The sequence below is a fragment of the Aeromonas piscicola genome (assembly GCF_000820005.1).
GTDB lineage: Bacteria > Pseudomonadota > Gammaproteobacteria > Enterobacterales > Aeromonadaceae > Aeromonas > Aeromonas piscicola.
On the sequence record NZ_CDBL01000005.1, the window covers coordinates 15371 to 34505 of the forward strand.

Annotated in this window: 18 protein-coding genes; 11 read left to right on the forward strand and 7 right to left on the reverse strand. The window is 60.2% G+C overall.

Features of this window, described 5'->3' with window-relative positions; genetic code table 11:
* Positions 1-42 precede the first annotated feature (42 nt).
* On the reverse strand, positions 43-2196 hold the full coding sequence (gene pta, locus BN1128_RS00735; RefSeq protein ID WP_042865672.1) for a phosphate acetyltransferase: 2154 nt from the start codon (positions 2194-2196) through the stop codon (positions 43-45).
* Positions 2197-2266: 70 nt separating this feature from the next.
* Positions 2267-3469, reverse strand: a complete 1203-nt coding sequence (locus BN1128_RS00740) for an acetate kinase (protein WP_042865673.1) — start codon at positions 3467-3469, stop codon at positions 2267-2269.
* Between the two features lie 302 nt (positions 3470-3771).
* Between BN1128_RS00740 and yfbV the strand changes: the two genes are divergently transcribed.
* Positions 3772-4212, forward strand: a complete 441-nt coding sequence (yfbV, locus tag BN1128_RS00745; RefSeq protein WP_042865674.1) for a terminus macrodomain insulation protein YfbV — start codon at positions 3772-3774, stop codon at positions 4210-4212.
* A 60-nt stretch (positions 4213-4272) separates the two neighbouring features.
* On the opposite strand, the gene BN1128_RS00750 is transcribed toward yfbV, so the two are convergent.
* From BN1128_RS00750 to BN1128_RS00760, 3 genes are all read right to left on the reverse strand, one after another.
* Complete coding sequence (locus BN1128_RS00750; RefSeq protein ID WP_042865675.1) at positions 4273-4773, reverse strand: YfbU family protein; 501 nt, start codon at positions 4771-4773, stop codon at positions 4273-4275.
* A gap of 441 nt (positions 4774-5214) precedes the next feature.
* Positions 5215-5679 carry a thioredoxin-dependent thiol peroxidase gene (gene bcp / locus BN1128_RS00755; protein WP_042865676.1) on the reverse strand — a complete coding sequence of 155 codons (465 nt, stop codon included), beginning with the start codon at positions 5677-5679 and terminating at the stop codon, positions 5215-5217.
* A 17-nt stretch (positions 5680-5696) separates the two neighbouring features.
* Complete coding sequence (locus tag BN1128_RS00760; RefSeq protein ID WP_042865677.1) at positions 5697-6230, reverse strand: glycine cleavage system transcriptional repressor; 534 nt, start codon at positions 6228-6230, stop codon at positions 5697-5699.
* A 286-nt stretch (positions 6231-6516) separates the two neighbouring features.
* On the opposite strand from BN1128_RS00760, the gene dapA reads away from it, so the two are divergent.
* The 3 genes from dapA (at position 6517) to BN1128_RS00775 (ending at position 9767) form a co-directional block, all read left to right on the forward strand.
* Positions 6517-7404 (forward strand): 4-hydroxy-tetrahydrodipicolinate synthase, encoded by an 888-nt coding sequence (gene dapA / locus BN1128_RS00765; RefSeq protein ID WP_042865678.1) that lies wholly within the window; start codon positions 6517-6519, stop codon positions 7402-7404.
* Positions 7397-8521 carry an outer membrane protein assembly factor BamC gene (gene bamC, locus BN1128_RS00770; RefSeq protein ID WP_156140050.1) on the forward strand — a complete coding sequence of 375 codons (1125 nt, stop codon included), beginning with the start codon at positions 7397-7399 and terminating at the stop codon, positions 8519-8521. The genes dapA and bamC overlap by 8 nt, the downstream gene beginning before the upstream one ends.
* Before the next feature lie 142 nt (positions 8522-8663).
* On the forward strand, positions 8664-9767 hold the full coding sequence (locus BN1128_RS00775; protein WP_042865680.1) for a phosphoribosylaminoimidazolesuccinocarboxamide synthase: 1104 nt from the start codon (positions 8664-8666) through the stop codon (positions 9765-9767).
* A 131-nt stretch (positions 9768-9898) separates the two neighbouring features.
* Here BN1128_RS00775 and BN1128_RS00780 read toward each other — a convergent pair whose 3' ends face one another.
* Entirely contained in the window at positions 9899-10501 is a 603-nt protein-coding gene (locus BN1128_RS00780) for a short chain dehydrogenase (RefSeq protein WP_042865682.1), read from the reverse strand.
* Positions 10502-10598: 97 nt separating this feature from the next.
* Here BN1128_RS00780 and BN1128_RS00785 point away from each other — a divergent pair, with 97 nt between their 5' ends.
* The 4 genes from BN1128_RS00785 to BN1128_RS00800 all read left to right on the forward strand — a co-directional run bounded on the left by BN1128_RS00785 (position 10599) and on the right by BN1128_RS00800 (position 13515).
* Positions 10599-11498, forward strand: a complete 900-nt coding sequence (locus BN1128_RS00785; protein ID WP_042865683.1) for a LysR family transcriptional regulator — start codon at positions 10599-10601, stop codon at positions 11496-11498.
* Positions 11499-11576: 78 nt separating this feature from the next.
* Positions 11577-12209, forward strand: a complete 633-nt coding sequence (locus BN1128_RS00790) for a DUF2057 domain-containing protein (protein ID WP_042865684.1) — start codon at positions 11577-11579, stop codon at positions 12207-12209.
* Between the two features lie 71 nt (positions 12210-12280).
* Positions 12281-12718: an HIT domain-containing protein gene (locus BN1128_RS00795; protein WP_042865685.1), complete on the forward strand. Its 438-nt coding sequence runs from the start codon at positions 12281-12283 to the stop codon at positions 12716-12718.
* Positions 12719-12816: 98 nt separating this feature from the next.
* Positions 12817-13515, forward strand: coding sequence for a DUF3334 family protein (locus BN1128_RS00800; RefSeq protein ID WP_042865686.1), 699 nt, complete (start codon positions 12817-12819; stop codon positions 13513-13515).
* Between the two features lie 69 nt (positions 13516-13584).
* Here the strand turns inward: BN1128_RS00800 and BN1128_RS00805 are convergent, their stop codons facing one another.
* A complete protein-coding gene (locus tag BN1128_RS00805; RefSeq protein ID WP_042865687.1) occupies positions 13585-14583 on the reverse strand; it encodes a DUF2860 family protein in 999 nt (332 codons plus the stop codon).
* A gap of 207 nt (positions 14584-14790) precedes the next feature.
* On the opposite strand from BN1128_RS00805, the gene arcB reads away from it, so the two are divergent.
* The 3 genes from arcB (at position 14791) to BN1128_RS00820 (ending at position 19073) form a co-directional block, all read left to right on the forward strand.
* Positions 14791-17103 (forward strand): aerobic respiration two-component sensor histidine kinase ArcB, encoded by a 2313-nt coding sequence (gene arcB, locus BN1128_RS00810; RefSeq protein WP_042865688.1) that lies wholly within the window; start codon positions 14791-14793, stop codon positions 17101-17103.
* Between the two features lie 42 nt (positions 17104-17145).
* On the forward strand, positions 17146-18501 hold the full coding sequence (dgt, locus tag BN1128_RS00815; RefSeq protein ID WP_042865689.1) for a dGTPase: 1356 nt from the start codon (positions 17146-17148) through the stop codon (positions 18499-18501).
* Between the two features lie 368 nt (positions 18502-18869).
* Positions 18870-19073, forward strand: coding sequence for a hypothetical protein (locus tag BN1128_RS00820; protein WP_042865690.1), 204 nt, complete (start codon positions 18870-18872; stop codon positions 19071-19073).
* The last annotated feature ends 62 nt before the right edge of the window (positions 19074-19135 follow it).

The following is a 19135-nucleotide window of genomic DNA, read 5'->3' on the forward strand; positions in this document are numbered from 1 at the left end:
CCGCCTCTCGGCGGGTTTTTCACAGGGCAGACTGAAGGTCGATTACTCGGCCTGAGCTGCCTGGATACCGGTCAGGGCGATGGTGTAGACGATGTCGTCAACCAGGGCACCACGGGACAGGTCGTTGACCGGCTTGCGCATGCCTTGCAGCATGGGGCCGATGGAGACCAGATCAGCGGAGCGCTGTACCGCCTTGTAGGTGGTATTGCCGGTGTTCAGGTCCGGGAAGACGAACACTGTGGCTTTACCGGCAACCGGTGAGTTCGGTGCCTTGGACTTGGCCACATTCTCCATGATGGCCGCGTCGTACTGCAGCGGGCCGTCGATGATGAGGTCGGGGCGCTTGGCCTTGGCCAGCTCGGTCGCTTCACGCACTTTCTCTACATCGGCACCGGCGCCAGAGGTACCGGTAGAGTAGGAGATCATGGCGACGCGCGGCTCGATGCCGAAGGCGGCAGCGGAGTCGGCGGACTGGATGGCGATCTCGGCCAGCTGCTCGGCAGTGGGATCCGGGTTGATCGCACAGTCGCCGTACACCAGCACCTGATCAGGCAGCAGCATGAAGAAGATGGAGGAGATCAGGGAAGAGCCCGGGGCCGTTTTGATGATCTGCATCGGCGGACGGATGGTGTTGGCGGTGGTGTGTACCGCGCCGGATACCAGGCCGTCTACTTCGCCACGTTCCAGCATCATGGTGCCCAGCACCACGTTGTCTTCCAGCTGTTCGCGGGCAACCACTTCGGTCATGCCCTTGTTCTTGCGCAGTTCGACCAGACGCGGCACATAGCGCTCACGCACTTCCAGCGGGTCGATGATCTCGACACGGTCGGTCAGCACCACGCCCTGCTGCTCGGCAACGCGACGGATCTCTTCCGGGTTGCCCAGCAGCACCGGACGGGCGATGCCACGCTCGGCACAGATGGCGGCAGCCTTGATGGTACGCGGCTCTTCGCCTTCCGGCAGCACGACGCGCTTGTTGGCCTGACGGGCCAGCTCGGTCAGCTGATAACGGAATGCCGGCGGGCTCAGACGACGGGAACGGGTGGACTTGGCGGAGAGAGACTCGATCCAGTGCTTGTCGATGTGACCAGCCACATAGTCCTGCACCAGTTCGATACGCTCGCGGTCATCTTCCGGAATGTCGACGTTGAAGTTCTGCAGGCTGACAGCGGTCTGCCAGGTGTTGGTGCCGGTGATCATGATCGGCAGGCCGGTGGCCATGGCCTGTTGGCACAGGGCCAGCACTTGCGGTTCAGGATGATAGTTGCCGGTCAGCAGCAGGGCGCCCAGCTTGACGCCGTTCATGGCGGAGAGGCAGGCGGAGACGATGACGTCGGAACGATCGCCGGAGGTCACCAGCAGGCTGCCCGGACGGAAGTGCTCAACCATGTTGTGAATGGAACGGGCACAGAAGGTCACGGTTTGCAGGCGACGGCTGTCCAGTTCACCCTTGTGCAGGATCTTGGCGGCCAGGTGCTTGGCGAGATCCTTGGCACGCGGGGCGATCAGCTGGGTATTCCAGGGGATGCAACCCAGGATGCGCAGCGGGCTCTTGCCGAACACCTGCAGCACTTCCAGATTGTGAGCCGCTTCAGACGTATGGTGGTGCGCCTCGAACATCTCGGTCAGGTCGGGGCGGGTCACACCGTGCTCGTCAACCGGGGCACCAACCTTGTTGATCACGCAACCCACGATACGGGGGTTGGTGACGCCACCGAAGTTGGAGCAGGCCAGCTCGATGCGCTCTTTCAGCTTCTGGCTGGAGTCGTTGCCCGGATGGGTCACGAACACCATATCTGCATCCAGCGCCTTGGCGACGTCGTAGTTCAGCTTGTTGGCAAACGGCTGCTTGTCGGTCGGAACCATGCCTTCGATGACCAGCACCTCGGCACCGCTCGCTTTCACGTGCTCTTCAAAGCGGGCCACAATCTCTTCCAGCAGGATATCTGTGTTGCTGGAGGTGATCATGTTCTCGGCGTAGGAGAGGGCGAACGGCTCGGGCGGGTTGATGTTGGCAGCGGCGCGGATCACGGCGGTGGAGCGCTCGGTACCGGTTTCACCCGGACGCGGCTGGGCGACCGGTTTGAAGAAGCTGACATTGACACCGTGACGTTCCATGGCGCGGACAACGCCAAGACTCACGGAAGTTACGCCGACACCAGTGCCGACCGGGATAAGCATAATAGTGCGTGCCACTTAATACCCCTTGTTCATTTTTTGGGATCAGGAAAAGGCCGCCCTGGGGCGGCCTTGCTCTACAGCGAAATTATGCGCCGACCAGTTCCAGCGCGTCGTGGGCAATGACCCACTCCTCGTTGGTCGGGATAACCAGGGCCTTGGTGGAACCAGCCTTGGTGATCTCGCCACCCTTGCCGAAGCGAGCCTTCAGGTTGGCGTCGTGATCGACGTCAAAGCCCAGCAGACCCAGCTTGTTCAGGGTGATTTCACGGATCGGGGCGGAGTTTTCACCGATACCACCGGTGAAGACCACGGCATCCAGACGACCGTCCATGGCGGCGGCGTAGGCGCCGATATACTTGGCCAGGCGATAGCAGTAAACGTCCATGGCACGCTTGGCTTCTTCTTTGCTGTCGTAGTTGTCTTCAACGAAACGGCAGTCGGAAGTGACTTCGGTCAGACCCTGCAGGCCGGACTCTTTGGTCAGCATGGTGTTGATATCCGCCACGCTCATACCCAGTTTGTCGTGCAGGAAGAAGATGATGGCCGGGTCCAGATCGCCGGAGCGGGTACCCATGACCAGGCCTTCCAGCGGGGTCAGACCCATGGAGGTATCAACGGATTTGCCGTTCTTGATGGCACAGACGGAACCGCCGTTGCCTAGGTGGCAGTTGATGATGTTCAGCTCTTCCACCGGCTTGTTCAGCTGCTTGGCAGCTTCCAGGCTGATGTAGTAGTGGCTGGTACCGTGGGCGCCGTAACGACGGATGCCGTTCTCTTTGTAGAGCTTGTACGGCAGGGCGTACAGGAATGCTTCTTCCGGCATGGTCTGGTGGAAGGCGGTGTCGAACACGGCCACGTTCTTGTCGGCCAGGGCCGGGAAGATACGACGGGCTTCACGGATACCGATCAGGTGAGCCGGGTTGTGCAGCGGTGCGTACGGTACGGCGGCTTCGATGCCGGCGATCACGTCATCACAGATCACGACGGAGGAGGTGAAGCGCTCACCACCGTGAACAACACGGTGACCGATGGCGATCAGATTCTGGGACAGTTCCGGATTGAGCGGCAGGATCTTGTTGACGATGTAGTCCAGCGCTTCCTGGTGAGCGGCACCTGCGCCCAGATCGGCACTGCCTTTCTCGCCATTCAGTTTCCACTTGATGCGGGCGTCGTCGAGGTTGAAACACTCGGCCAGGCCGGACAACAGATCATCACCGGTGGTTGCGTCAATGACAGCAAACTTCAGGGACGAGCTGCCACAGTTAAGTACAAGAACCAGCTTACTCATGAATAAATCCTATCGCAGATTGGGTTGTGTAGGAGGATGCGTTGGACGCGTTGCGTCCAAAAACTTTCAACTTATCCTTATGAGGGTTGGCAATCTGTTGCTTGCCCCTTGTATAGTGATACAAGACCCGAAATCCAGACGTCCCTGACAGCGCAACGGCAGGCCGTTGGCGCAAAAATTGGGCGTACAAAGGATAACCCGATTGTTGAAAAATAACAAAGTCATCCTCAACCTTTGTTATTGCACATCAAATATAGTCGAGGTTTTGCCGTTAATACGTTCAAAAAAAGCTCGGAGGTAGCATGAGCATGAACATTTTTGGAACTAAATTACAGCAAGGCCGTCATTATATGACCCTTTGGCCCCGCCGTCCCGAGCTTAATTCCATGTTTCCCGAGAACCGGGTGATCAAGGCCACCGAATTCGCCCTCAAGATCATTCCGGCGCTGGCGGTGCTCAGCGTCATGCTGCAGTTCCAGCTTGGTGAACTGCACTACTGGCCTTCGGTCATGGCTTCTGTGCTGTTTCTGCTCAGCCTGCCGCTGCAAGGCTACTACTGGCTCGGCCAGCGCGCCGATACCCGGCTGCCTCCTTCCCTTGCCAGCTGGTATCGCGAGATCAACGGCAAGATGAACGAGCAGGGCGGACATCGCCAACTGGTGGCCCAGCCCCGTTACGAAGAGCTGGCCGATACCCTCAATGCTGCCTTCAAGCAGCTGGACAAATCCTTTCTCTACGAATAGGCGAACAAGGTTTTCCAATCAGACAAAGGCGCCCACAGGCGCCTTTTCCATCCATGGCGATCAGGCCGCCAATACTTTGCGGATCTCCTGGATGGAGAGCTTGTATTGACGGGGACACTGGCGCCATACGGTCAGCATGCGCTGGTACTTGTCACGCATGGCGATGTCGCTGGATAGCTCGTCGCACGGGCACTTGAGTTCGGGGAAGCGCTTGTCCACTTCCAGCAGGAAGCAGACGTAGTCGGCCAGCTCCCGCTCCTGACTGCGGCTGTAGCCGTTGAACTCCAGCCGGCTGGCGTTGATCTCGCCCTGATCGGCTGTATCCAGATTGCCCCAGGAGATGGCCAGTGCATGGTGCAGCTCCAGGGTGTCGATCACCTCCTGACAGGTGGCCAGATCCAGATGACCGAAGCTCTTCTCCAGTTCGAGGATCTGCAGACAGTAGCCGCGCGCTATGATGGTGCTGGCCCGCTGGTAGGACGCCGCCTTTTCCGGATTGAGTTTGGCCAGGATCTCGTACTGGTTGCTCAGGATCAGGCGTTCGGTGTGGCTCATGTTCATGGGCTTTTCTCACTGGAAAATGAAACTGGGGTTACGTTAACCCATATCTCAGATGAATTTTTTGATCTGGCAGGGGAGGTTGGCGAGAAAGCCGGGTCGGGAAATCAAAACGGGTCTGCGACTGGTTAATTAAATGTGACGGCTGCGCACCTGTATTTCGGCCTGCGCTGGCAACAATAATGTAGGTGTCATTTGGCTTGTGCCAACTGACCCACCAAGGCACCCGATACTGGTGCATGGACGACCATCACAACTATGACTTCGTCGCTGTGACCGCTGGTTCTGGCCGACGGGGCAAGGGAAGGGGGGGGCAGAGATGGCGCCCCCGCCGGGATGCACTGGTTGATGCCATCATCACACAGTGAGACTGGCGAGCAAGACAAGCGAAGGGCCTGCAGTTGCAGGCCCTTTTGTATTGGGTGTTTTTCATGCCGGGCGGGCTCAACCCTTGATGAGGTCGAGTACCACTTGATGGTGGTCGCTGGTCTTGAACTTGTCGAAGCGGTGGACGACCTTGCCCTCTTCATCGATGAGGAAGCTCAGACGGTGAATGCCGTCATATTCCTTGCCCATGAACTTCTTCGGGCCCCAGACGCCAAAGGCATCGGCCACTGCGTGATCTTCATCGGCCAGCAGGCGGAAGTTGAGGCTGTCGCGCTCCTCGAACTTCTTCAGGCGCTTGGCCGGATCCGGGCTGATGCCGAGCACCACCACGTTGAGGGCCGTCAGCTCGCTATTGACGTCACGCAGACCGCAGGCCTGGGTGGTGCAGCCCGGGGTCATCGCCTTGGGATAGAAATAGATGAGCACCTTCTTGCCGCGCAGGTCGGCAAGACGAACCGGGTTGCCGTCCTGATCGGGCAGGGAAAAGTCGGGGGCCTGGGTACCAGCCTGTAGTGGTTGCATGTGGTCTCCGAACGCCGTCAGGCGTGTTTGTTGTTGACGATGAATTCGAACGATTCTGCGCCCAGTTCGCGACAGAATCCGGCGAAGGCCGTTTCCGAGCCGGCAGTCTCTCCCTGCTTGGCTAGATTGAGCTGAAAGCTCGCCTTGAGCAGATTGAAGGGTTGCTGTTCAAGGGTAATGGTCTGCATGGCCTGGATGTCCCAGCCGTGGTCGCTGAAGAACTGGGTGCACTGGCTTACGATGCCGGGCTGGTCACGGATCAGGATCTCGGCGTTGGCGCTGATGTCGTACTGCAGCGAGTGGTGGCGCTCGGTACGTTTCATCATGGTGATGAGATCCCATTCCTGACTGCGCAGGGGCAGGCTTATCTCGAGTTGCATCAGGCTGTTCCAGTCCCCGGACAGCAGCATGATGAAGGTGAATTCATTACCGAAGATACCAAGACGGCTGTCGACAATGTTGCAACCGCAGCCACTGACGTGGCGGGTGACCTCATTGACTATGCCAGGCCTGTCCGTGCCTATGGCCGTTACGACCAGGTAGTGAGTCATAAATCTTCTCTCGTCCATTAGCTTGTTGCGAATGTGAGCGCAGTGGGCGCCGCCCTGACTGGGCGGCCGGCCTTGGGCCATTCCCTGCGCTTGTACATGGCAACCTTGTAAGAATGCCGTGGCCGCGAGCCTTGTCTCGAGTCGAGAAGACCCGAGATTGGCGCAGGCCGTCGCGCTCGCGCACCGCTTTTTGTGCAGAATGGTATCACGGCTTGCCCCCTGCCTCCCTTGTTTTTCCAAGGGGGCAGCTTTACCATAACGCCCCTGAAAATCGGGAGAAATATCCATGTTACGCGGTAGTATCGTTGCCCTCGTTACCCCCATGCTGGCTTCAGGCGAAGTCGACTGGACCAGTCTGGCCGCCTTGGTCGATTATCATGTCAGCGCAGGCACCACCGCCATAGTCGCGGTTGGCACCACGGGGGAATCGGTGACCCTGAGCGAGCAGGAGCACATTGCCGTCGTGGAAAAAACCGTGGAACTGGCCGCCGGACGCATTCCCGTCATCGCCGGTTGCGGTTCCAACAATACCGCCCATGCCATCGCCCTGGCCAAACGATTCGCCGAAACGGGCGTGGTGGCGGGTCTCTCGGTTACCCCTTATTACAACAAACCCACCCAAGAAGGCCTCTATCGTCACTATTGTGCGATCGCCGAGGCTAGTGGTCTGCCCCAAATTCTTTATAATGTGCCCGGTCGCACCTGTTGCGACCTCAAACCGGAGACGGTAGCCCGACTGGCCAGGGTGCCCGGCATCATAGGTCTGAAAGAGGCCACCGGGGATCTGAGCCGTACTCCGCTGCTGCGTGAGCTGTGCGGAGCGGAATTCGCGCTTTATAGTGGCGATGATGCCAGTGGATGTGATTTTATGCTGCAAGGTGGCGACGGAGTCATTTCGGTCACCACCAATATTGCAGCGGCCCAGATGGCCGACATGTGTCGTGCAGCGCTGGCCGGTGATGCCGGTCTGGCCCATGACATCAACAATCGATTGATGCCGTTGCATCAGACTCTGTTCTGCGAACCGAGTCCCATCCCGGTGAAGTGGGCCTGTGCCCGACTGGGATTGATGGCGACGGCGACCTTGCGTCTGCCGCTCACCGACCTCACCCCCGAGGGCGAACAAGCGATGACGCGAGCACTGACCACTGCGGAGTTGATGGCGAGTGTTTAAAGCAAATGGAAAGGGAAATGCAGTGCGCCTGGTGCTGAGTGTGGCGACCGTTGCCGTGCTGGCAGCCTGTAGCTCACCCCAGGATCGCAAGATGGCCAACCGTGGTTTCGAGTACGAGGATGCCCGCCTTGAAGGCCGCGCGTTCCTGGTGCCGGCCGGGTTGAGTACCCCCGCCTTTAACAGCAGCTTCGACATCCCGGCGCTGCCCGAGAGCAGCCGCGAAGGTGCCCTCGGCGCCAAGATTGACGTGCGCCCGCCTGCCCAGCTGCTGACCGTGGTACCGGGCAGCCAGGTGGTGCCCAATGCCAGCGAGCCCACCGTGGCCTTCTATGCCCTGAGCACCTCCCAGAGCGTGGAGCGCGATACCTGGGCCTTCCTGATGAACTTCCTGGCCCAGTACAAGGTGACCACCGAGAAGCTGGATCAGCAGGCAGGCGTGTTGCAGACCGGCTGGTTTGACAACACCAAGGCCCTCGATGGCTGGAGCGAAGAGGATGACGACTTCAACATCCGTCAGCGTTACCAGTTCACCCTGCGCAACGATGTCCAGCGTCACGCCGTCAACATGTCGGTGCGGGTGCTGGATCACGAAGAGACCATAGACGGCGAGACCAGCACTGTGCTGACGCCGGCCGATGCCCAGCGCTACGCCACCCGTGCCCTGAACCAGTTCTCCCTCTATTACGACAAGCAGCTCAAGTCCCGCGAACAGCACAAGGCCAACGATGGCATGGGGCTGGAGCTGGGGCTGGACAACAACGAGCTGAGTGCCTGGATTGCCGACGGTTCCTTTGATCAGGTGTGGCGTCGCCTCAACCAGGTGCTGCCTGGCTATGGCTTCACCATCAAGGATACCCAGCAGTCTCTGGGCTGGATCGACGTCGAGTACGACGAGCCGGGCAGCGAGTTCTGGAAGGCCAAGGGCAGCGAGCCGTTCAAACTGGAAGAGGACAAGTATCGCTTCCAGCTTGGCGAGATGGCAGGGGGCAAGACCTCCATCACCCTGTTCGACAAGGACAAGAAGCCAGTGTCGTCCGGTGTCATCTCCCAGATGTACATCAGCCTGTCCGAGGCATTCGCCAAGGGCTTGGCTGACCAGGCAGCAAAAACAGAATAGAAACAGGGGCCTAGTGCCCCTGTTTTGTTAGGTTAATCCCCCTGTAAATACAGGGTCTGATGCGCTTGATATGTTAACCCCCAGAAACAGGGGCCCTGTGCTCCTGTTTTATTCCTCCCACAAACAGGAAGTGTTATTAGCCATGAGTCTTGCAGATCAAGTATTGGCGGTGAATGACGATTTGCCGATCCGTACCGATAAACCTGTCCATTCCGGCAAAGTGCGCAGCGTCTACTGGTTGACCCCCGCAGACAGTGCCCGGCTCATCAAGGAGAAAGGCTATGATGTGCCAGCCGATGCACCGCTTGCCCTCATGGTGATCAGTGACCGCATCTCGGCCTTCGACTGTATCTGGCAAGGTGTGGACGGGCTGAACGGCGTACCTGGCAAGGGGGCGGCACTCAACGCCATCTCCAGCCACTGGTTCAAGCTGTTCAAGGAGAAGGGACTGGCCGACAGCCACATCCTGGATATTCCGCACCCCTTCGTCTGGATAGTGCAAAAAGCCCGTCCGGTGATGATCGAGGCCATTGCCCGCCAGTACATCACCGGCTCCATGTGGCGTGCCTACAAGGATGGCGAGCGGGAGTTCTGCGGCATCACCCTGCCAGAAGGGCTCAAAAAAGATCAGAAGCTGCCGGAAATCCTCATCACCCCCTCCACCAAGGGTGTGCTGACAGGGCTGGATGGTGTGCCTGAGGCCGATGACGTCAACGTCTCCCGCGCCGATATCGAGCGCCACTACCAGGGCTTCAACTTCAGCAAGCTGGCCGACATCGACCGCTACGAAGTGCTGCTCAAAGAGGGCTTCAACGTCATCAGCGACGCGCTGGCCGCGCTGGATCAGATCTTCGTCGATACCAAGTTCGAGTTTGGCTATGTCCATGATGCGGCGGGCAATGAGAAGCTGATCTATATGGATGAAGTGGGCACCCCCGACAGCTCCCGCATCTGGGATGGCGCCGCCCTGCGCGACGGCCAGATCGTCGAGAAGTCCAAAGAGGGTTTCCGTCAGTGGCTGCTCAACCACTTCCCGGATCCGGATATCCTGCTCAACAAGCACCGCATGCCGGAACGCTTCGCCCTGGCCCGTGACAACAAGTTGCCGACCGAGGTGATGATGGATATCTCCAACACCTATGTGGGGATCGCCGAGAAGATCATCGGCCACAAGTTGGTGCGCTCCGCCAATCCCAAGCAGGAGATCATCGAGGTGCTGCGGGATCAGTACGGTCTGATCGACTAAGGGTTGCCGCCTTTTTTTGTCATCGAAAAACAAACGTTTGCTGGTTGCAAAAGGCACAAGCCGACAAACAGACGGGCCCCAGTGCGGGGCCCGTTTTTATTGCTGGTCTGGCGGCAAGAGGGCGGCGGCTATCAGCCATTGACCCTGAACACCTGCCCGGTCTGCACGCCGAGCACGGATTTCTGGTAGGCCTGGGCCACCCGGGCGGCCGGCACCGGCACGAAGCCCGGGAAGAAGGCGGCGTATTTGTCCATCGACTCGGTCAGCACGGTCGGGCTCACCACGTTGATGCGCAACCCCTTGGGCAGTTCGCAGGCTGCCGCCTTGACGAAGTGCTCTATGGCGCCGTTGATGGTGGTCGCACTGGCCCCCCAGTTGATGGGCTCCTCGCTCAAAATACCGCTGATCAGGGTGATGGAGCCCTTGTCATTCAGATGGGGGATGGCGGCACGGGTCAGATTGATCTGGCCCATCAGCTTGCTCTCGATCCCCACTTGCCACTGCTCGTCGGTCATCTCGGTCAGGCCGTTGAAGGCCACGCTGCCGCTGGCGACTACCAGTGCATCGAACGCACCCAGCTTGGCAAACAGCGCTTTGATGGAGGCGGGGTCACGCATATCAACAGTGGCATCGCCGCGACTGTGACCGACCCGGATCACCTGGTGGTCTTTGGCAAGCAACTCACTGACGGCCGAGCCGACGGTGCCGGAGGCACCCACAATCACAATTTTCATCTGCATCACTCCTGGTTGGGATGTGTTGATTCTAGCGCAACAGAAAATGCGAAAAAGCGCGTAAAATAAACCAATTGTTTCCATATTGGAGCTAATGATGGATATCGCCCATCTGGCCAGCTTTTACGAGGTGGTGCTGCGAGGCAGCTTTTCTGCCGCCGCCGATGCCCTGGGAGTCAGCAAGGGGATGCTGAGCCGCCATGTCAGTGCGCTGGAGTCCTCCCTCAATGCCCAGTTGCTGCAGCGCACCACCCGCCGCCTCAGCCTGACCGAGGCAGGCAAAACCCTCTATCAGCAGGCGGGGGAGATCTTCGTGCTGGCACGACAGGCGGAGCAGGATATTCAGGCACTGACCGAAGAGGATAGCGGCCGCCTGCGCTTCACCTGCCCGGTCAGCACCGGCGATCGCATGGTGAGCGAGCTGCTGGCCAGCTTTGCCGTGCTCTGCCCCGGGGTTGAGGTGGAACTCAACTTCACCAACCAGATGGTCGACATGAGTCAGGGGGAGAACGACATCGCCCTGCGCGCCATGAACGAGGTGCCGGACAATCTGGTGGCCCTGCCGCTCGGTCGGCTCAAGGATGTGGTGGTGGCCAGTCCCGCCCTGCTGGCGCGGGAAGGGCGTCCGGCCACGCCTTACGAACTGAGCGGGCGCAGCTGCCTGTTGCAGGGGCACAATCCGGCTTGGGAGCAGTGGCACTTCATCCGTGAGGGGGAGGAGGCCCACATTCTGGTGCAGGGCAAGGTGCGGGCCAATCACTACAGTACCGTACTGCAACTGGCCCGCGCGGGCATGGGATACGCCAAATGCCCGCTGATGCTGGTGGAGCCCTGGCTGGCGAGTGGCGAGCTGGTGGCCGTGCTGGATCAGTGGCAGACAGGTCTGCACCCGCTGCACGTGCTGCATGCCCAGCAGCGGCGGGTACCGCGCAAGATCCGGCTGTTCAAGCAGGTGCTAGCCCAGTGGTTTGCCGAGCGGCCCCACTACCTGTTATGAGGGCTCTGCGCCGTTATTTTTCTGTCATCTTCGGCTGTTACCCTGCGCCCATCACACCGATCAGGAAGATGAGCGAGCATGAAGGGTTATCAGAGTTGGGTTGGATTGACGCTGCTGTGCGCGGCGACGGGTATGAGTACGGCGCAGGCCGAGGTCGAGGTGGCGGTGCCAACGGATTTCCAGATCCTGGCGGTGAGCAGTGGCAAGTTGCAGGATGAGCAGCACGCCGCCCTGGCGGACGGGGAGCAGCAGTTGCTGGTGCGCTATGAGGGGGTGATCCCGAGCCGCAATAGCAGTGAGAACGATCGGCTGGTGCGATCCGAGCCGCAGGTGCTGCGCTATCAGGCCAGCCAACAGCGCCTGCAACTGGTGGCCAGCGTACCGGCCACTGAAAAGGGGATGCAGCTTTATGCCAAGGCCCCCGTGGTGGCGTTGCAGGCGGATGGCCGGGCGCTCTCCATCCAGCAGGATGCACTGGTGACCAGCGGCATGCTGCTCGGTATGGACTGGCGTGCCCGGCTCGATGAGTACAATCGCGGTGCTGGCAAGGCGGCGCTGACGACAGCCGCCGTTGCCACCACTGCAACCGCAGGCGCCACGGCTCCCACCCTGGCTACCCGCGAGCTGGAAGGGCAGTTGCAGCAGCTGTTCCTCAAAGCGGATCCCGAGCTTCGCAAGCGTTTCATCGGCTGGGCCGTGCCGCGACTTTAAGTTTGCAGCCCGTTGCAGTAACGTGGGGGCTCTCTTCGTGCATTGCGCCCACCTTATCCAACGAGGTCTTCATGTTTGAATTGCACACTCGCCTGCAGGCGGATACCCAGCTGCTCGGGGATCTGCCGCTTTGTCGTGTCCTGCTTGCCAAAGACTGCCAGTATCCCTGGCTCATCCTGGTGCCACGGGTCGCCAACTTGCGGGAGATTCACCATCTGGCGCCCGCGCAGCAGCAACAGCTGATGCAGGAGTCCTGCGCCCTAGCCACCCTGATGGAGCAGGCGCTGCGGCCGGACAAGATCAACGTGGCGGCGCTCGGCAATCTGGTGCCGCAGCTGCATTTGCATCATGTCGCCCGTTTTACCACGGATCGGGCATGGCCAGGTCCCATCTGGGGAGCGCATCCCTCCTTGCCTCATGACGAGGCCAGCTTGCAGCAGGAGGCCGCCAGCTGGCGCCTCAAGCTCACCCATCTGGCCGGTTTCATTCCGCTTGCCGCTGATAATTGAGTCAAGTGAGAGGCGGCTCGCTATTTCGAAGCCCAAGCCGCGCTATCTGTTAGAGTTATGGTATAGATAAGCCCATTTTCGATGTTCAGGAAGGTCCCATGATAGTGACAAGAGCCGACAACGATGCCGTATTGACCACAGAGGATGTGCTGCTGAGTCTGTGTCATTCGGTTACGGATGTATTGAGTGCGGCGACCCAGAGTCAGGTGCGTTTCTCCGGTATGGTGCAGCGCATCAGCAAGACCTGCCTCAAGCCGGATATCGGCTGTTTCGTGCTGTTTGATGGCGGCTTCTCCGGTCTGGTGGTGATCAACTTCTCCGCCTCTGCGGCCATGGAGCTCTATGAGAGCTACATGCTCAGCATGGGTCTATCCAAGGAAGATCTCGCTATCTCCCACACCTCGGACGAGGTGAGCAACGTCATGGGCGAGCTGATGAACCAGATAGTCGGCAGCTTCACCGTCAAGGTGGGCCGGGATCTGCAGACTCACATCACCCAGAACCAGCCCAAGATGCTGGCCCTGAACAAGCAGGTGATGTTGAGTGTCGACACCAACCTCGACAACCCGGAAGCACGCCGGGTTACCTTCTTCACCGCCCGCAACAACATCTTCTATCTGGAGCTGGCGATGGACAGGACAGAGTTCATCCGCATTCACAACGATGGCATGGATGAGGAGGAGCTGGATCCGGATGCCCTGATCGCCCAGACCAAGCTGGCGGCCGCCAAGCCGGCTCCGGTGGCCGCACCGGTCGCCAACGAGCATGACGACTTGCTCGACTCGCTCGGTATCTGACGTCAGCCAACGCTACATATGCCAAGGCCACCCATGGGGTGGCCTTGTTGTTTGTTGCTGGGCGAGGGCTTAGAAGTTGTAGAGCAGGCCGGTGCTGACGCGGCTGGACTGGGTGTCGTAGAAGCTGATGTCGGAGTTGGCCTTGGAGTAGGCCGCAGTGAAGGTGGCTGCGAGGGCATCGATGCCGAACAGCTTGTGCCAGAAGAAGGTGCCGTTGATGGCAAACTCGTCCGCATCGGCACGCTGGCCGAAGATGGGGTTCGCCTCGTCATACTTGCGCTTGCCGGCATAGAGGTTGCTGACGATGGACCACTGGGGGCCGCGTTGGGCGTAAGTCAGCTGCAAGCCCGTGTTCTTGAAGCTCTCGGCGCTGCCATCGAGTTTGGCCTGCTTGTAGAGGATCGCGGGTTCCAGCAGCTGGTTGCCGCCAAAATGCCACTGGTAGGAGAGCGCCATGTCGTGCACCTTGCCATTGCGATCCAGCATGGAGGCGTAGTGGGTGCCGTGGGTCAGGTCATACTGCTGGCCGCTGCGCTCCTCATCCAGATCCACTTCCCGGCTGGTGAGGCTGCCGTAGACGTTGCTGCCCCAGATCTTGTCCCAGGCGAAGCGAACCCCTTTTGACTTCACGTCGGTGGAGCTGCGATCCACCCCGTTGGCGAAGGGATCGCTCCACAGCTCGACCGGCATGGCGTTGAACACCAGGGAGGTGGCGACTATCCCCTTGTCACCCATCTCCTGGCGCAGACCCAGCTGCTGGGTGAAGTCGAAGCGGATCGCATCCTGGATCAGGTTGCCAAGGAACACCTGGGTGCGGGTATCGGCGAAGGTGTAGCGGATGTCGGCGTTGAGCAGCGGCGTCAGGCCGCTCTCGCTGTCGGCGGTGCCGAGATCATTGATGCGACTATTGTTGTCCTCTCCTGCATAGAAGTTGGACTTGTAGCTGACGGCGTTGACCCCGCCCAGCAGGAAACCGGACCAGCCGGACTGCTTGGGGATTTCGCCAAGATCGGCGTGGGCGGCATTGGCTGCCAGCAGGCCAAGACTCAGCAGGGTGAGAGTGCGCATCGATAAGACTCCTGAAAGATCAAACTGTTGAATTAAACGGCTGGCATGATGGCGCCACGGGCTGGACCCTGGCCGACCGAGTTTATCCCGGCATGCTACTCCAGCCGGGGGGCATAGGTTAATCGATAATTAATCGTGCAACGGCACAAGAGTTCGGCGCGCCGTGCTGGTATTCTGTTCGGCGAATATGGGGGAGAAAACAATAAGATGAAACAAATAAAATCCTGGGCGCAATATTACGTCGACCTGATGACCAAGTTGGGACTGGTGCGCTTCAGCATGTTCCTGGCGACGGGCATCATAGTGCTGGCCGTCTCCATCCAGATGGGGGTGACCCTGTTTCTGCGCGGCACGGTGGACATAGTCGACCTGGTGCGCTCTGTCTTCTTCGGCCTGCTGGTGACCCCCTGGGCCGTCTATTTTCTCTCCATCGTGGTGGATCAGCTGGAAGATTCCCGCCAGCGACTGACCCGCATGGTGCGCAAGCTGCAAGACATGCGCGAACGGGATCTGGAACTCAACAGCCAGCTGCAGGAGAACATCAGCCGCCTCAACGCCCAGATTGCCGAAACCAACCGGGCCGAGACCCTGCGCCAGCAGGCGATCGAGGATCTGGAGAACGAGGTGTTCCAGCGCGAGAAGGCCCAGCTGCATCTGGGTGAGCGCACCGCCCTGCTGCGCTCCTTCATCGACTGTTCCCCCGATCTGGTCTACTACCGCAACGAAGACGAGCAGTTCTCCGGCTGCAACCGCGCCATGGAGGAACTCACCGGCAAGGTGGAGGCCGAGCTCATCGGGCTGACCCCGTTCGACGTCTACAAGCAGGAGATAGCCAACAAGGTGGTGGAGACCGACAAGCAGGTCTTCGCCAGCAACGAGCCGCTCACCTATGAGCAATGGCTGGAGTATCCGGATGGTCGCAAGGCCTACTTCGAGCTGCGCAAGGTGCCCTTCTTCGATCGCTTCGGCAAGCGGCTCGGCCTGCTCGGCTTTGGCCGCGACATCACCGAGCGCAAGCAGTATCAGGACAAGCTGGAGAAGGCGAGCCGCGACAAGACCACCTTCATCTCCACCATCAGCCACGAGCTGCGCACCCCGCTCAACGGCATAGTGGGGCTGAGCCGCATGCTGATGGATACTCCCCTCGATCCCAAGCAGCATCAGCAGCTCAAGACCATCCACCTGAGTGCGGTGACGCTCGGCAACATCTTCAACGACATTATCGACTTGGACAAACTCGACCGGCGCCGGCTGGAAATTGCACCGACCCCCATCGACCTGCCCGCCTTCCTCGACGAGCTGGAGACGCTGTCGCGCATCCAGGCGGAGCAGAAGGGGCTCTATCTGCATTTCGACCGGGACGGCGACATGCCGCAATTCGTGATGGCCGATGGCACCCGGCTGCGTCAGGTGTTGTGGAACCTGGTGGGCAATGCGGTCAAGTTTACCGATGAGGGCGGGGTGACGGTACGCTGCCTTTTCCACGCGGCCGATGAGCTGGGCAAGCTGGCCCTGCACTTCGAGGTGGAGGACACCGGTGTCGGCATTCCTCGCGCCCAGCAGGAGAAGATCTTCGCCATGTACTATCAGGTGCAGGGCAAGAAACACGCCACCGGCACGGGCATAGGGCTGGCGGTCTCCCGTCAGCTGGTGCAGGCCATGGGCGGCCAGCTCTACGTGGACAGCGATCCGGGTGAGGGCTCCTGCTTCACCGCCGAGCTGGAGGTGGACTGCGTCGAGCCTCAAGCCGCCGAAGCCGAGCCCGAGATGCCCTCCCTGGATATTCTGCTGGTGGAAGACGTGGAGCTGAACGTGACGGTCGCTTGCGCTCTGCTCAACAAGCTTGGTCATCAAGTGCAGGTGGCGCGGGACGGTGCCCAGGCGCTGGCCATGGCCAATCCCGATGACTTTGATCTGATCCTGCTGGATATCCAGCTGCCGGATATGACCGGCTTCGACGTGGCAGCCCAGCTGCTTGAGCGCTACGGCGACAGTTTGCCGCCCATGGTGGCGCTCACCGCCAACGCCACCGGCGATCGCCAGTATTATCGGGATCACGGCATGCAGGATGTGATCAACAAGCCGCTGGGCTCCAGGGCGGTGCGGGAGGTGATTGGTCACCTGTTTGCCGACCTGGCCGACGATGAGGCGGACGAGCAGGCCGATGCGGGCAGCCAGGATGAGCTGCTGGACTTGCCCTTCCTCACCGACTACGCCGATACGGTGGGCAAGCCGGTACTGCTCTCCAGCGTCGATCTGTTCGAGAAGATGATGCCGGACTACATGGCGGTGCTCGACTCCAACATGATTGCCCGCGATCAGGCTGGCGTGGTGGAGGAGGCGCACAAGATCAAGGGGGCGGCCGGTTCCATCGGTCTGCGCCGGCTGCAGCAGCTGGCCCAGCTGATCCAGAGCCCGGATCACCCCGCCTGGTGGGAGAACGTGGAGGACTGGATAGAGTCGCTGCGCCGCGAGTGTCCGGGCGATATCGCCAGGTTGAAGCGCTGGCTGCTCTCCTGAGGCGCGTTGCCGCCTCTTTACGCACCAAAGGAGATGAACAATATGTATCAGCGTCTGATCCCGTCACTGCGCAGCCACCCCTGGGGTGAGGAAGATCTGCTGGAGGCGACCGAGCTGGATCGCGCCCGCATAGTGCAGGCCGCGCCGGTGCGCCGGCTGCAGCAGAAGACCCAGGTCTTCCCGCTGGATGTGAAGGCCTCGGTGCGCAGCCGTCTCACCCATTCGCTGGAGGTGCAGGAGACGGGTCGCCAGATCAGCCGCCGCATTCTGGCGGCGCTGCCGGCGGGCTCGGTGTGCGAGGGGGCCTTTATCAATCTGGTGGAGATGTCCTGTCTGCTGCACGATGTCGGCAACCCGCCGTTCGGCCACTTTGGCGAGCAGGTGATGAGCCAGTGGCTGGCACAGGAGCTGGATACGCTGTTCGCTGCTGCCCTTGGCCAGGTACCCAGCCCGCAGTGGGCAGAACTGCGTCGGGATCTGCTGGTGTTCGATGGTAACGCCCAGAGTCTGAGGCTGGTGCACAGCCTGCACGAGCTGAACCTGACCCTGGGGCAGCTGGCCGCCCTGTGCAAGTATCCGCAGCAGCCCCTGCACGACGGTCAGCATCATGGCTGGGCCAGCAAGCGCGGCATTTTCTTCAGTGAACAACCCCTCTACCGTTCCCTGAGCCAGAGCCTGGGACTGGCGCCCGGTTGCCGTCACCCGCTGGTCTACATCATGGAGGCGGCAGACGACATCTCCTACTGCATCGCCGATCTCGAAGATGCGGTGGACAGGAGCATTCTCAGCCTGAGCGAGCTGCAACAGGCGCTGCGTCTGGCCGATGAGGGCGCCTACATGGCGGGCTTGCTGGCGGATGCCACCGCCTCTGACAGAGGCTTCTTCCCCCATTTTCGCCAGCATCTGACTCACGACTTGATCGCGCTGGCCGCCCACACCTATGCGAGCGAGCACGAGATCATACTGAGCGGTGCCTATCCCCAGGCGCTGCTGCACGGTCAGGCGCCGGCGGCGCAGGTGCTCGATACCCTCAAGCAGGTGGCTCGCGAGCAGGTGTTCATGCGGCCCGAGGTCGAGGCGTTGGAGCTGGAAGGCTATGCCGCCCTGCGTGGTGTGCTCTCCACCTATGCCTGTCTGCTGACATTGCCCGCCAGCCAGTTCGAACGCCTGCTGGCCGGGCAGGGGGGCAGCGAGCTGTTCTTCGCCCGCCGCCTGTTTCACCGCCTGTCGGCCCGCCATCTCAAGGCATACCGGCTGGCGGTGGCCAGCCGGGATCCTCGTTTCGACAAGGGTGCCGAACAGGAGTGGTACTACCGGGTGCGGCTGCTGCTCGACTATGTGAGCGGCATGACGGATACCTATGCGCTGGAAGAGTTCCGCCTCTTGTCCGGGATCTGACACGCGCCAGGCAAATCCTGTGCGTGCCGTCCGGGAACGGATGTATGCGGCTGACGGGCGATAGAACTGTGTCTCGTCTGGATATTGATAGATGGCTCACTCCCCATATGGGGGGTGAGGTTATTGTATAAAATTCGGTCTTTTTTTAGACTGTGGCAACTTGTTCAACTTTCACTCGGTAAGGAGACGGATATGCAACATTCAATGCTAAACGTTGCGTTCGACCGCTGCATCAGCAGCGCGAAGACTCGTGCTCTTTTTCTGCCGCGTGGAGGAAACAGGTAACACCTGCTTTTTCATCACCCGCGGTTGTCCCGCAGGGTGATGTCCCCTCTCCGGGAGAACCGCACGTTCAACTGGAGAATATTATGTCTATCGAGCTGACCCTGCTGCGCACCGTCGAATCCCTGGTTCAGAAACGGATCACCCGGCTGGAACGCCGCATCAGTTACCTGCACCTCTCGCCCGCCTTGCTGAAAGACATAGGGCTGGAAGGGCAGAATGTGCAGATCGCCCATGTCCGTGAGCAGGAGTATCAAACCGGCTTCCGGCTTGGGAATCGAATAACCTGACAGTAAGGGGCCTGGCCCCCTTTTTGCAGGAAAATGGCAGGCTTAGGCCTGCCATTTTTCGT